This is a genomic window from Sphaerisporangium dianthi (genome assembly GCF_042654065.1).
Lineage (GTDB): Bacteria > Actinomycetota > Actinomycetes > Streptosporangiales > Streptosporangiaceae > Sphaerisporangium > Sphaerisporangium dianthi.
This window is the reverse complement of record NZ_JBHSFP010000023.1, coordinates 19666-33563: the sequence shown is the minus strand read 5'-3', so window position 1 is coordinate 33563 and position 13898 is coordinate 19666. Positions and strand designations below refer to the sequence as shown.

Here is a 13898-nt window from a genome sequence, read left to right as displayed (position 1 = left end):
CTCACCTTCCCGCGCGATCGGCGTCGGCCGCCACGACGATGATCGCGCGGATCTGATCGATGATGTCCAGCCGGTTCCGCACGAAGTCCGGATCGGTGACCGCGCCCGTCGCCGGATCGGTGTTGTCCGCGCCGAACTGCAGGACCGGGGTGTGCACATGGCCGCCCGGAATGTCGAGGCGGAGCCGGTCGCGCAGCAGTGTCGCCCGGTACGCGATCTCGTTGGACAGATAGTCGCCGCCGCCGCCGCTCCGCGCGGTGGAGCCCTCGGTAGGACCGTCCGGCCGCACCACGGGATCGGTCGCGCCCGCCGGGATCTCGGCCACCTGGGTGTTGTCGTACACCGGGAAGCGGCCTGTCGAGGCGGCCACGATGTCCTTGTACGGGAGCGTGGTGACCGTCCACTGGGGTTGCCGGGCGGGATCGGACACGGGAATCGTCCCGGTCGACGACGCGTTCTCGTTGTCCGGGAAACCGCCCCGCCAGGCCCCGTTGAAGCGTTCGACGTCGATCCGGCCGACCCGCCCCTGGCTGACCGTCGCGAACAGGTCGGCCCGCGGCAGATGCGGGCGCAGCGCCCGTTCCACCATGCCATCGGCGAAGTCGCCCCAGCGGACCGGGAACACGGCGGTCTCGATCCTGATCAGGCCCGCGCCCGTCCGTACGGTCGTGCCGTCGAGCGCCAGCGCGGTGGCGCCGGACGGATTGCTGATCCGGATGTCCCGGTCAAGGGTGAAGGGGTCGAAGCCGGTGACCAGCACCCGCTTCACGCCCTTCCCGCCGGTGAAGCGGATGGCGTCCTGACCGCGCGAGCCGCGCTCCAGGCGATGGAGCAGCTTCTCGCGTCCGGGCCCGGAGAGCTCGAACGCGGGACGCCACCGCCGCAGCACGCCGGTCATCCCGAGCCGCGCCCAGTACAGCGGCCGGTCGTCATCCCGGCTCAGGTCTCCGCCCGGAAGGCCGCGTCCCTGCGCCCGATCCACCGCGCGCCGCCACAACCGCTGCCCATGCGCCGTGACGACCCGCTGCGCCTCCCGGTACGAACTCGCCGCACACAGTGCCTGGGCGAACTCGGAGGCCACCGGGTCGAAGCCCGCACGCCGGAGGATCTCCTGCGGCACGGCCCTGGTGAGGCGCTGCTCTTCGACGGTGAGCGTCGCCGAGGTGTCCACGCAAGGCGCGGTCTCCGCGGCGAGCGCGGGCGCCGCGGCCGGCGCGGCGGTCACGATGATCGAGACGATGGATACGGCCAGCCTTGCACTCAGCCCTCGCACGCAGATCCCCTCTTTCCAGCGGCAATGGTCAAGGCACAAGTCTCCATTTCACCTCGGATCATGACAATAGAGACTGACAGGTCGCGACGGAAATTGTGGATGTCCCATCGACGACTCCCGCATTCGCATCCGGTCTTCCGCCGTACGGCCGAGACCTCTGGGCGTGTGTGCGGGAGCTCCCCGGCAGGTCGGCGGGAGTGACAATTGTCCGGCAGGGGAGGGGCGGTGACGATGGGGGAATGTCTGATATTTCGGTGGTATTCCCGTTGCAAGTGCGCCACCCCGAGACGGTCGTGCCCTTCGCCGAGTTCGTGCTCCGGGAAGGGCTCGAGCGGTTGTGGCTCGGTCAGTCCCTGAATGTCGACAGCCATCTCGCGGCGGCCTACCTGGCGGGGCGGGGGCTGCGGGTGCCGCTCGGCACCAGCGTCACGTTGATGCCGCTGCGCCATCCCTACCAGGCCGCCCTGGAGGCGCGGTCGCTGGCGGTGCTGACCGGAAAGGGGTATGTCGCGGGGTTCGGCGCAGGTGATCCCATCTTCGTGGAGAACCTCGCCGGCCGGCCGTACAGCAGCCCGCGCCGTGCCGTCGGAGAGTACCTGTCCGCGATGCGGGCCCTGCTCGACGGGCGGGCCGTCGCCCGCGACGGGGAGCACTTCACGGTGCGCGGCATGCTGGTGCCCGCCGAACATCCCCCGGTCGAGGTGGGGGCGGGCGTCCTGCGGCCCGCGATGGCACGTACCGCCGGCGCGGTCGCGGACGTGGCGATCACCTGGCTGGTCCCGCCGGACTACCTGGGAAAGGTGCTCGCGCCCGCGCTACGGGAGGGGGCGCACGGGCGTCCCCGGCCTCCGCGTGTGGTGTCCGCGGTCCACGTGGCCGTCGACCGTCCGGGGCGGGACGTCCATCGACTCGTCCGCGTGGCGACGGCCGCGCATGTGGAGGCCGACCACTATGCCGACATGCTGCGCCGCGCCGGAGTGAGCGACCCCACGGCCCCCCGGGAGTTGCTGGAGGCCGGGGTGTTCGTCACCGGCGCGCCCGAGGAGATCGCCGACCGGCTGCGCGGCTTCTTCGCAGCGGGCGCGTCGGAGGTGGTGCTGAACCCCGGTGGAGTGCTGGCGACCGAGGGCGTGCGGGCCGCAACGGACGACCTCACCGAGGTGTTGGAGGCCCTCCGAAAAATGGGCGTAATCGACAATAGATAGCGGTGCGGCCGCCCGGCGAGGATGAAGACGTGTGACAGAGGTCGACGTCGAAGACGGGAAGTCACGCGGGGGTGATTACCGCGCGCGCTGAATGGCCGCCGCTGCTTTCCGTACGTCACATGTGCCAGCCCCAATCGGAATCCGGAAAGGTGGAAGACACATGTCTGCCATTGCCAAGGACCAGTTCGACCTGGACGTCCGCGTCGCCACGCCCGGCGCCGTCGCCGAGCCCGACTCCATCAGCCTGGTGACGCGGCTGGTCTGCACCCGCGTGACCTGCCGGAGCTGCACCTGCGTGAGCTGCATCTCGCAGTGCCCGATCTCCTGCTGAACGCCTAGTTAGACGGGCCCGTCGCGTCGGTATCACGGCGGGCCCATCACGAGAGGTCGCCGTCCTCGCAGCGCCCCAACGCCCGGGGGCGGCGGCCTCCTCATTATGGCCTCGCTCCGTCACAAGCGATAGGAGATCCGTGAGCGCATCACTTGCGTCCGAGCCGGTCACCGACCGGGCGCTCGCCGCCGAGGCCGGGAAGACGGCCGAGCTGATCGCGAACAGGCTCGCCGACCCCGAGGTCGTGCGGGCGGCGGTGGCCCAGGCGGAGGAGACCGCCCGCTACCCCTACGGATGGGGCGGCGCCTCCCTGTACGCGGGACACGCGGGGAGCGCCGTGCTGTTCCGGCAGGCCGCCCGGGTGCTGACCGACGAGGCGGAGCGGTGGCGCGAGCTCGCCCACGAGCACCTGCTCGTCGCCGTGCGCGGCACGCACGAGGTCCCGCTGATGGACATCGGGCTGGCCGCGGGCTCGGCGGGCCTGGCGTTCGCGGTGGCCGACGCGGCGGGCGAGGACCCGCGCTACTCGAACGGACTGCGCAACCTGGACCGCAAACTGTGCGAGCAGGTGGCCGGGACGCCCTCCTGGCGGCGCGACGACGGCGTGGCCGACCGGGACTACGACGTGATCGTGGGCGCCGCGAGCGGCCTCGTGCGGGTGGCGGCCGCCGACCCCGCCGACCCGGCCGTGAAGGAGGCCGCCGACCGGCTGCTCGACGACCTCATGTGGCTGTGCGCGCCGCGGGACGGCAAGCGCCCGTGGTTCATCCAGCCCGAGTTCTACCCGGCCGAGGACTACCACGAGACCTTCCCCCACGGGTACGTCAACCTCGGCCTGGCCCACGGCGTGCCCGGGCCGCTCGCCGCGCTGTCCCTGGCCCGCGTCGCCGGCCACGGGGACGACAGGCTCCTCGCGACGATCAGGCAGGTGGCCGACTACGTGGTCGGCGCCGCGCTGATGGACGACCACGGCCCCACCTGGCCGATGGGCATCCCGCTGACGGAGTCCGGCGAGGAGCACCGGCACGGGCTGTCGCCCGCGCGCAACGCCTGGTGCTACGGGCCGCCCGGGGTGGCGTGCGCCCTCCTCCACGCGGCGACCGCGCTCGACGACCCGGAACTGCGCGAGTTCGCGGTGCTGGCCGTCGAGGGCGTGCTGCGCCGCCTCACCGACCATGTGCACTTCGGCTCGGCCACGCTGTGCCACGGCGCGGCCGGGATGCTGGCGATCTGCGCGCGGTTCGCCCGCGACACCGGCAGCGCCGTGGCACGGCGGATGCTGCCCGTGCTGACCCAGGCCGTGCTGGAGCACTGCGACCCCGGGCTGCCGCTCGGCGTGCAGGACCTGGAGCAGCCCGGAGTCCTGCTCGACAGTCCCGCGCTGCTCACCGGCGCCGCGGGCGTCGCGCTCGCCCTGTGGTCGGTTTCCACGCCCCTGCCCGCTGGATGGGAGCGGGCGCTGCTCATCGGCTGACGGACCGAGAGGGACAACGATGACCACCACCTCCGATCCGGGGCTCTACCGACCGGCGGGCTTCTTCCTGCTGCGCGCCCCCACCATGCCCGTCCAGCGGCTCACCGGCATCCTCGCGGCGGACACCGCGCAGGACGCCACGACGGGTGTCGCCGACGCCGCGGCGAGCGTCGCGGCGCAGGACGCGGTCGCGGGCGCCGCGCGCGAGCGCCTCAGGGAGCTCAGCGAGCACCCCCGCGTGGTGCAGGCCCTCCACGTGGCCAGCCCCAGCATGACCGCGGGCCTCGCCCACCTGTCCGGCGCGGACGCCAAACGGTCGGCCAGGTCGTACTCCACGCTGCTGCGGTACGTGACCCGGATGACCAGCAGGCCGACCCCGTACGGGCTGTTCTCGGCCGTCGGCGTGGGCCGCTTCGGCGACGCCACCTCGGCCCGCGTGGCCCCTGACCCGGTGGCGCGCACGCGCACCCGCGCGGACGCCGGCTGGCTGCTGTCCCTGATCAAGGAGCTGGAGGGGGACGAGAGCCTGCGGGACGGCCTGCACGTGAGCGTCAACCCGCTGCTCTACCGGGTGGGCGACCGGGCGGTGCTGTCCTTCGCCGACGTGCACGGCACCGCCGACAACCGGCACGTGGGCTTCCGGGCGACCGCGCCGGTGGAGGTCGCGCTCGAGACGGCGTGCGTCCCCGGCGCCACCTACGCCGACATCGTGGACGCCATCCGCGCGCGGGTGCCCGGCGCCACCGAGGACAAGGCACGCGGCCTGGTCGCCCAGTTGTGGGACCTGCACGTGCTCATCAGCGACCTGCGGCCGGCGATGACCGTGCCGATGCCCGAGCTGGACCTGCTCAAGCGGCTGGACGGCGTCGACGGCGCCGCCTCCGTGCGCGCGGAGCTCGCCCGGGCGCGCGAGCTCGCCGACGCGATCGACGACGCGCGCGGGATGGCGCCGGTGGCGGCGCTGGACGGGTTGTCGAAGCACCAGCGGGCCATGTCCCCGGGCCACACGAGGGAGACCTATCAGGTCGACACCGCGCTGGCGCTGGAGGAGGACGGCCTGTCGCGGGAGGTCGGCGCGGTGGCCGCCGAGGCCGCCGAGGTGCTGCTGCGCGTCGGCGTCAAGCACCAGCGGTACCACCACATCGTGGAGTACCACACCGCCTTCCTGGAGCGGTACGGCGTGGACGCGGAGGTCCCGCTGCTGGAGGTGCTCAGCCCGGAGACCGGGCTCGACGCGCCGCCGACGTACACCATGCCGCCTCGCGCGGTCCCGCTGGCGGCCGTGCCGATGGAGGAGAACCGCGGCCGGGACATGGTGGTCGCCTCGCTGGCCGCCGACGCCCTGCACCGGGGGCTCGCCGAGGTCGAGCTCACCGACGAGCTGCTCGAACGGCTGACGGTGTGGCGCTCGCGAGGAGCCCAGCCGGGCCTGCGGCCGTCGCTGGACCTGTACGCCCAGGTCGCGGCGGAGTCCAGGGAGGCCGTCGACGCCGGACGGTTCCGGCTGGTCGTCTCGCCCGGGGCGATGGGCGACGGCGGCCGCACGTTCGGGCGGTTCTTCGACCTGTTCGACGAGGACTCGATCGCCTCGCTGCAGGAGTTCGCCCGCGCGGAGGAGGAGCTCTGCCCGTCGGCGATCTTCGCCGAGCTGAGCTACATCCCGCCGCACGGCCGGGGAGGGAACGTCACCGTGCACCCCCCGCTGCGGCGCTACGAGATCTGCGTCAACACCTCGCCGTCGGTGCCTCCCGAGCGGCGGATCCCGCTGGGCGACATCCTGGTGGGCGCCACGGCCGACCGGTTCTACCTGCGCTCCGCCCGGCACGGCCGCGAGATCAGGGTCACCCAGAGCCACATGCTGAGCGCGCAGAACGCCCCGAACGTGTGCCGCGCGCTGATCGAGCTGTCCGAGGACGGCGCCCTGCCGCCGGCGGGGTTCGACTGGGGTCCGGTCGCCGCCGCGCCGTACCTGCCCAGGGTCGTCCGCGGCAAGATCGTCCTGCAACCGGCGCAGTGGACGGTCACGCGGAGCATGATCGGGGAGGGCGAGTTCGGCCCGGCGCTGCAGGCGTGGCGCCGCGCCATGAAGGTCCCCAGGTACGTGTACCTGGCCTGGATGGACAACCGGCTCCTGCTGGACCTCACGCACCCGTTGTGCGTGGCGGAGCTTGCGGACGAGCTGACCCGCGCCGCGCGCGCGGGGAACAGGGTGATGCTCCAGGAGATGCTGCCGGCGCTCGAGGAGGCGTGGCTGGACGACCCCGCGGGAGGCCGTTACCTCAGCGAGGTCGTGGTGCCGCTCCTGGCCAGGGAACCCGCGCTGGCGCGCAGGGCGGCGCCGCCGCCGGCGCCGCCCGCGCGCGACCTGCCCGCCGTGCCGCGCCGCCGGCTCGTCGGGGACGAGTGGGTCTACCTCAAGCTGTACTCGGCGGTCTCCCAGCACGACGACGTCATCGCCGGCCCGCTCGGCGAGCTGGTGGCCGGGCTGGCCGCCGACGGGCTGATCGACCGCTGGTTCTACATCCGCTACTGCGACCCGGGCCCGCACCTGCGCATCCGCGTCCGCGCGGCGGACCTGGCCGACGTGGCACAGGTGACCGGCCGCTGCGTCGCGTGGGCGCGCGGCTGCGTCGCGGCCGGGCTGGCGTCGGACCTGGCGCTGGTCGGCTACGACAGGGAGCTGGAGCGGTACGGCGGGCCGCACGCGATCGACGTGCTGGAGGAGGTCTTCGCCGCCGACAGCGAGGTGACGGCGGACCTGGTGACGCTGACGCGCACGGGCGCGGTCGGGCTGGACCCGGAGGTGCTGGGCGTCATGGCCGTCCACACCATGTACCGCGACTGGGGGCTGGACCCGATCGTGATCGCCGACGTCCACGGCACCGAGATCGACGACGCGCTGCGCAAGAGGTTCCGCGAGATCCAGCGCACGTTGTGCGATCTGCTCGTGCCCTGGGATCGGCATCCCGACCCCGTCGCCCGGGCACATCTGCATACGCTGGGCCAGGTGTTCGCGGGCCGGCGCGAGGTGTTCGCGGCCGCCGGCGCCCATGTGCGCGGGCTCGCCGAGCGGGGTCTCCTGCTCGGCGACGAGCGTCGCATCGTCGCGAGCCTCGCCCACATGCGGGTCAACCGGCTCCTCGGGATGGACCAGGACCGCGAGCGGGCCGTGCACCACCTGTGGCTGCTCGCCATCAGGGCCATCCGAGGGCGTCCAGAAAGATGAGGAGAGCGACGGTGTCCGACACGCAGGTCCGAAAGAGAGGGTGACGGTGTCCGACACGCAGGACCGGCAGCAGACCAGGCACATAACGCGCGCGCTCCGCTTGTTGTGGGAGGTCAATCCGCGCCACGTCCTCGGCGTCCTGGCGATGACCGCGGTGACCTCGGTCATCCCGGCGATCAACGTCCAGGTCACGGCCACGGCCGTGCAGGCGGTGGCCGACGCGGTGAGCAGCGGGAACGGGAGGGACGCGGCCTTCGCGGCCGGCGGCCTGCTCGTGGGGCTGATGGCGCTGGGGCACTTCTTCGCCGTCGGGCGCAACTACCTTGAGACGTTGCTGCAGTACCGCATGGCCAACCAGGTCCAAGAGCGCATCATGGACAAGGCCGTCAGGCTCCAGCTACGGCACTTCGAGGACCCCACCACCTACGACGGCCTTCAGCGGGCCTCGCGGGAGGCCGGGTTCCGTCCGTACCAGATCTTCGCGGACCTGATCTCCGTCACCTCCAACGCCGTCTCGCTGGTCTCGGTGACCGTGGTGCTGATCTCGTGGGACGTCCGCGTCGCGCTCGTGGTGCTGCTCGCCCCGGTTCCGACCATGGTGGCGAACCTGTTCTACGGCCGGATCGGCTGGAAGATCGAGCACGACCGCTCGGCCGACCGGCGCAGGACCACCTACCTGCAGTACCTGGTCACCACCGACCGCACGTTCAAGGAGACCCGGCTGTTCGACCTCGGCCCGCTCTTCCTGGACCGGTTCCGCGCGCTGGTCGGGCGCTTCTACACGGTGGACCGGTCGCTGGAGGGGCGCCAGGCCGTCGCCTCGGCGGTGCTCGGGCTGCTCAGCGTGGGCGCGGCGGGCGGGGCCGTGCTGTTCGCGGTGTCCACGACCGTCGGCTCGGGGCAGATCGGGCAGTTCGCCGGGTACATCGCCGCGATCACGCTGGTGCAGAACGCCCTGGGAGCGCTGTTCGGCGGCGTCGCGCAGCTCTACGAGCACAACCTGTTCCTGGGGAACCTCTTCTCCTTCCTCGACATCCCCGAGGACGCGCTGCCGAGCGGGCACCGGCCGTTCCCGGCGCAGCTCACCAAGGGCGTGGAGTTCAGGGACGTCAGCTTCGCCTACCCGGGGACCGACACGCCGGTGCTGCAGAACCTGAGCATGCTGCTGCCGGCCGGGCGCTGCGTGGCGCTGGTGGGGCAGAACGGCGCGGGCAAGACCACGCTGGTCAAGCTCCTGGCCAGGTTCTACGCGCCGGCCAGCGGGCAGATCCTGATCGACGACATCCCGGTCGAGGAGTACGACCTCGCCGACCTGCGCCGGAACATCGGCGTCATCTTCCAGGACTTCGTGCAGTACGAGGCCTCGGTGCGGGAGAACATCGGCTTCGGCCGCGTGACCGAGCTCGACGACATCGAGAGCATCCGCCGGGCGGCGGGCAAGGCGGGGGCGCTGCCGTTCATCGAGGAGCTGCCGGACGGCTTCGACTCCCAGCTCGGCCGGTGGTTCGAGGGCGGCAGGCAGCTGTCGGGAGGCCAGTGGCAGAAGGTCGCGCTCGCCCGCGCCTTCCTGCGCGACTCGCCGATCGTGGTGCTCGACGAGCCCACCGCCGCGATCGACGCCGAGGCGGAGGCCGAGGTCTTCGGCCAGCTGGCCCAGATCGTTGGCCGTTCCACGACGCTGCTGATCGCCCACCGTTTCTCCACCGTCAGGGTGGCCGACCACATCGTGGTCATCGACCACGGGAAGGTGCTGGAGGAAGGGACGCACTTCGAGCTCATGGAGCGGGACGGCGTCTACGCCAAGCTCTTCCGGCTCCAGGCGGCCGGCTACCTCGACCAGCCCGCCGAGTCGCGCTCCTGACGGCCCGTCGCGTCGCGCTCCCGGCGGTGCGCCGCGGCGTGGCGCGTCGAACCCCCGGGGCGAGGGTTCGCCTGGCCGGTGCGTCCATCCTGCGCGCCGGCCAGGCGGGCGTTCCCCCGTCGGTCTTCTCTGCGGCTCGTCAAGACGGCGGCCGGGGGACGGCGGGCGCCGCCGGAGCTCACCCGCGGTTCCAGGTGACGGCGGCGAACACGATCGAGCAGACCAGGAAGCCGGCGGAGACCGCGGCCATCCCGCCCCAGAACGAGCCGATCGACGAGCCGAGGTCGATGCCGAGGCCGACGGCCGTGAGCACGCCCGCCCCCGCGCCGAGGACCAGGCCGGGCACCCAGTGGCGGGGCCGGTGCGCCAAGGCTCCGACCAGCGGCATGATCAGCGGGACCAGCGCGATGCCCCAGCCGGCGGTCGGCTCGCCGAACAGGGCGATGCGCAACGCGGACACGGCGGCGGCCACGCCGATCGCGACCACGGTCCAGATCACCAGCTTGACGGGACCGTAAGCGCGGTCGGATTCTCCCGCCGAGTAGCTGCCCAGGCCGAATGTCCAATAGGAGAACATGTCGGCGACGAGGTCACCGATGCCGGACCTCCAGTCGTCCGGATCCGCCTGACCGTCGGTCTTGATCTGCATCCCGCTCCTTTCACCGGTGGATCGCGCGTCCTCGAACGGGAGCCACGATAGCCCGGCGACGGCGCGCGGCGCTGTCCCGCCGGCGGGACAGCATTATGGACCATAAAACATGGAATGCCTATTCTGCGATTCCCGGAACGCGGCAGGACAATATGAATTGGACGGCGATGGACGGCACGAAAATCGAGTACCGGAGTGTGGTCGCTCCAGTGGTTCGCCCGCTGGCCTGGAAAGGATTGTCAATCGTCTTTCTCGTCGTCGTGGCCGTCTCGCTGCCGACGCTGGGCCGCTACGGGTATTTCAGCGACGAGCTCTATCTCATCGCCTCGGGGCGGCATCTGAGCTGGGGATATGTGGACCAGCAACCGCTGGTCCCCGCGCTGGCGTGGCTGGCGGACACCTTGTTCCCCGGTTCACTCTTCGCGCTGCGGCTGGTCTCGCCGCTGGCGTTGGCGGCGGGCGCGGTGGTCACCGCGCAGATCACGCGGGAATTGGGCGGAGCCGCCGCCGCGCAGATCGTGAGCGCGGTCGCCTATTTCGCGGCGTTCGTCAGCACCGGCCAATTGCTGGACACCGGAACGCTGGACATGGTCTCGTGGACGGTCGTCACCTGGCTGGTGGTGCGCTGGGTCCGGCTGCGCGGGCGGGGGCCGTACGGCCCGGCCGGCGACGACCGGCCGCTGCTGTGGGCCGGTGTCGTGACGGCCGTCGCGTTGCAGGTCAAGCTGCTCATCCCGATGCTCTGGGCGTTCCTGCTCGTCAGCGCTCTCGCGGTCGGCCCCCGCGACCTGCCGCGCTCGCGCATGCTGTGGCTCGGAGGCGCGGTCGCGGTGGTGTCGGCCGTTCCCGGGCTGGCCTGGCAGGCGGCCCACGGATGGCCGGCGCTGGCCTTCGCCGAGGTCGTCGCGCAGGAGGAGGCGCTGTTCGGCCGCCGGGGCGTCGGCTTCGTCGTCTGGGTGCTGCTGCTCGGCGGCGTCGTGGCGGGCACCCTTCTGCTGTGCTACGGCCTCTGGCGCCTGCTCGCGGCGAAGGACCTGCGCGCCTACCGGTTCCTGGGGCTGGCCGCGCTGGGGGTGATCCTGTTCGTGGGGCTCACCGGCGGCCGCTTCTACCACGTCGTGGGCGTCTTCCCGATCGCCTGGGCGGCCGGCGCGGTGCGGCTGGAGGCACTCGCGGCCCGTCGCCGCTGGTGGTGGTGGGTCTCCTGGCCGCTGCTGGCCGCCTCGGCGGCCCTGGGCGTCATGGGCCTGCCGCTGACGCCCGCCTCCGACGTCAGGCAGCCGACGGAGGAGCAGATGTCCGATCTGGCCGTCGCGACGACGATCTCGCAGTTCGGCTGGCCCGAGCTGGCGGACTCGGTCGCGCGGGCCCACAGGGCGCTGCCCGAGCCCGTCCGCCGCGACACCGTGCTGCTCGCCGAGACCTACTGGCAGGCGGGGGCCCTGGAGGTCTACCGCGCCGGCCGCGGGCTCCCCGCCGTCTACAGCGGATCCCGCGGCTACTGGTACTTCGGCGCGCCGCCGGAGAGCGCGACGGCCGCGCTGTACGTCGGCGACGACCCCGGCCCGTTGCGAGGGCGCTTCGGGCAGGTGCGGAAGGTGGGCGCCGTCGAGGGCAGGGTGGGCCTGGAGATCGGCACGCCGATCTGGCTGTGCGAGGGGCGCACCGAGCCCTGGTCGAGCCTCTGGCCCCGGCTGCGCCGCCTGGAGGTGGCGGAGTAGCCGGGGCCGGAGGGCCTGTCAGGCGTGAACGCCGGCCTCAGGGGCGGTCCAGGTGACCCCGTGGTTCTCGATGAACCAGTCCACGGTGAGCGCCATGCCGTCCCTGAGCGGCACCAGCGAGTCGGGCGCCATCCCGACGTCGAGCAGCGTGGAGGAGTCGACCGTGACCGGGGTGTCAGGGGTCTCGCCGGGGCGCATGGGCAGCTCGTGGACGGGCACCCGCGGGTACCCCCTGTCGGCGCAGAGGTCGATGATCAGCTCGGCGACCTCGCGGATGCTGGTCGACTTCATCGGCCCGACCTCGACCACCTGGTCGAGCACCCGGCCGGCCGCCGCGGTCTCCAGGGCGGCGACCAGCCCGCGGGCCGCGTCGCCCACCCACACCATGTCGGAGATCTGTCTGCCGCCGCCGTACAGCTCGACCGGCATGCCCGACAGCGCGCGGCACACCACGGCGGGAGTGATCTTCCTGACCTTGCCGGCGGCGAACGGCGGCGCCGCCTTCTGCCCCGGGCCGTAGGCGTTCACCACGCGCACGCAGTTGACCCGGGTGCCCCGGTGGGAGTTGAACATCTGGACGAAGCGCTCCACCGCCGTCTTGGTGATGGAGTAGCTGTTGTTCATCCAGTGGTTCCCGACGCAGATGTAGACGCCGGGCAGGTCGTACTGGGCCACGGCCTCCAGGAAGTTGAGACCGCCCTGCAGGTTGGTCTCGGCGGCGGGCCGGGGGTTGGTGATGGTCTCCTGTGTGCCGAGCACCGCGGCCAGATGGATGATCCCGTCGCACTGCGCGGCCAGCTCGCTCATGGCGGTGGCGTCGCGGACGTCGCCGATCATCACCTCCCATGGCCCTCCGGGGCATCGCCCGCGATGGTCGAAGACCATCGGCTCGTGCCCGCGTTTCACGAGCTCCTCGCATACGTATTGCCCGATGAAACCGTTTCCGCCGGTGACTCCCACCTTCATGTTCCGCCCACCGATTCTTTTTCCCGGGAATGATATTTGCAGAGACGACCAGTGCTGGGATATTACTGTAATCGCCGGATGGATTCCACGGGCCATTGAACGTTCGCCGGTCTACCGGAGGGTCATAATGAATGGCGGCCTCACTGTCCTGGTGCCGTGTCTCAATGAGGGAAGGCAGGTCGAGGTCGCCTACCGAGAACTCACCGAGGCGCTGGCCGAAATCGACGACCTTGAAATACTGTTCGTCGACGACGGCAGCACCGATGATTCCCTCGCGCGTATCCGCGGCCTCGCGCGCATGGACCCGAGGGTGAACTATCTGTCCTTCACCCGGAACTTCGGGCTCGCCGCCGTCGAGGTGGCCGGGTTCCGCTACGCCGCCAAGGAATGGACCGTGCAGTGCGACGCGGACCTCCAGGTGGCGCCCACCGAGATCAGGCGGCTGCTCGACAAGGCCGCCGAGGGCTACGACGTCGTCTTCGGGATGCGGCAGGGCCGAAAGGATCCCCTCGTCAGGAAGCTCGGCTCGTTCATGCTGCACTGGCTGGCCGGGCGCGTCTTCGGCATCGACTTCCCGCCCGGCTCCTCCAACTTCCGCGTGGCCAGGAGCTCGGTCGCCCGGACCGTCGTCGACCTCGGGCTGTCGTGGTTCATCCCGGCGGTGCCGCTGGTGGGGGCCAGGTACGCCCTGACGCCGGTCTCCCACCGGGCGCGCACCGAGGGCAGGTCCAGGCTGGGCCTCGGCAAACTGACCGCCTACAGCCTGGAGCTGTTCTTCGGGTTCTCCTGGCGTCCGCTCAGCGCCGTCTACGCGATGGCCGCCGCGGGCGCCCTGCTCGCGGCCGTGCTGGCGATCGCCGGGGTGGCGGGGGCGGCAGGGCCGGCGCTCCTCGGGGCGGGCGGCGTGCTGCTGAGCGGCCTGACCCTGGGCTCCGTCGGCCTGGTGGCCCGCTATCTGCGGCGGCTCATGCGCGAGGCGGGAGGCCTTCGCCCGTACTACATCAGGGAGGCCAGCGTCCCCGTGCGCGCCGCCGACACCCTCGACGGCGGCCCGTCGTGGGCGCCGGACCAGCGGGAGCGGCAGGCCGAGCCGAGCGCCGTGACCGGCTGAACCGGGCCCGGCCGTCCCGCTGGCGAGACACGCGCCCGGGAATGAGGAATGACAATTGTCCCGCCGGGATGGACGCCATTC

Annotated in this window: 10 protein-coding genes; 7 read left to right on the top strand and 3 right to left on the bottom strand. The window is 71.9% G+C overall.

The window, feature by feature from the left end:
* Position 1 precedes the first annotated feature (1 nt).
* Positions 2-1279: a pyroglutamyl-peptidase I gene (locus tag ACFO60_RS27385; RefSeq protein WP_380845542.1), complete on the bottom strand. Its 1278-nt coding sequence runs from the start codon at positions 1277-1279 to the stop codon at positions 2-4.
* A gap of 233 nt (positions 1280-1512) precedes the next feature.
* Here ACFO60_RS27385 and ACFO60_RS27380 point away from each other — a divergent pair, with 233 nt between their 5' ends.
* From ACFO60_RS27380 to ACFO60_RS27360, 5 genes are all read left to right on the top strand, one after another.
* Positions 1513-2478, top strand: a complete 966-nt coding sequence (locus tag ACFO60_RS27380; RefSeq protein WP_380845264.1) for an LLM class flavin-dependent oxidoreductase — start codon at positions 1513-1515, stop codon at positions 2476-2478.
* A 160-nt stretch (positions 2479-2638) separates the two neighbouring features.
* Positions 2639-2809, top strand: a complete 171-nt coding sequence (locus ACFO60_RS27375; protein ID WP_380845261.1) for an FDLD family class I lanthipeptide — start codon at positions 2639-2641, stop codon at positions 2807-2809.
* Positions 2810-2948: 139 nt separating this feature from the next.
* On the top strand, positions 2949-4283 hold the full coding sequence (locus ACFO60_RS27370) for a lanthionine synthetase C family protein (RefSeq protein WP_380845258.1): 1335 nt from the start codon (positions 2949-2951) through the stop codon (positions 4281-4283).
* A 19-nt stretch (positions 4284-4302) separates the two neighbouring features.
* Positions 4303-7509, top strand: a complete 3207-nt coding sequence (locus tag ACFO60_RS27365; RefSeq protein WP_380845255.1) for a lantibiotic dehydratase — start codon at positions 4303-4305, stop codon at positions 7507-7509.
* A 46-nt stretch (positions 7510-7555) separates the two neighbouring features.
* The gene (locus tag ACFO60_RS27360; protein ID WP_380845252.1) at positions 7556-9370 is read left to right on the top strand and encodes an ABC transporter ATP-binding protein; all 1815 of its coding nucleotides are present in this window, start codon (positions 7556-7558) and stop codon (positions 9368-9370) included.
* A gap of 178 nt (positions 9371-9548) precedes the next feature.
* Here the strand turns inward: ACFO60_RS27360 and ACFO60_RS27355 are convergent, their stop codons facing one another.
* Complete coding sequence (locus ACFO60_RS27355) at positions 9549-10019, bottom strand: hypothetical protein (RefSeq protein WP_380845249.1); 471 nt, start codon at positions 10017-10019, stop codon at positions 9549-9551.
* Between the two features lie 236 nt (positions 10020-10255).
* Here ACFO60_RS27355 and ACFO60_RS27350 point away from each other — a divergent pair, with 236 nt between their 5' ends.
* Complete coding sequence (locus ACFO60_RS27350) at positions 10256-11740, top strand: ArnT family glycosyltransferase (RefSeq protein ID WP_380845246.1); 1485 nt, start codon at positions 10256-10258, stop codon at positions 11738-11740.
* A gap of 18 nt (positions 11741-11758) precedes the next feature.
* On the opposite strand, the gene ACFO60_RS27345 is transcribed toward ACFO60_RS27350, so the two are convergent.
* A complete protein-coding gene (locus ACFO60_RS27345) occupies positions 11759-12706 on the bottom strand; it encodes an NAD-dependent epimerase/dehydratase family protein (protein ID WP_380845243.1) in 948 nt (315 codons plus the stop codon).
* A gap of 151 nt (positions 12707-12857) precedes the next feature.
* On the opposite strand from ACFO60_RS27345, the gene ACFO60_RS27340 reads away from it, so the two are divergent.
* Entirely contained in the window at positions 12858-13817 is a 960-nt protein-coding gene (locus ACFO60_RS27340; protein WP_380845240.1) for a glycosyltransferase family 2 protein, read from the top strand.
* Positions 13818-13898: the final 81 nt, after the last annotated feature.

What these genes read in the sequence shown, in the direction of transcription:
- ACFO60_RS27380 (WP_380845264.1), top strand. Translation starts at nt 1,513, where the DNA reads ATGTCTGATATTTCGGTGGTATTCCCGTTGCAAGTGCGCCACCCCGAG.
- ACFO60_RS27375 (WP_380845261.1), top strand. Translation starts at nt 2,639, where the DNA reads ATGTCTGCCATTGCCAAGGACCAGTTCGACCTGGACGTCCGCGTCGCC.
- ACFO60_RS27365 (WP_380845255.1), top strand. Translation starts at nt 4,303, where the DNA reads ATGACCACCACCTCCGATCCGGGGCTCTACCGACCGGCGGGCTTCTTC.
- ACFO60_RS27355 (WP_380845249.1), bottom strand. Translation starts at nt 10,019, where the DNA reads ATGCAGATCAAGACCGACGGTCAGGCGGATCCGGACGACTGGAGGTCC.
- ACFO60_RS27345 (WP_380845243.1), bottom strand. Translation starts at nt 12,706, where the DNA reads ATGAAGGTGGGAGTCACCGGCGGAAACGGTTTCATCGGGCAATACGTA.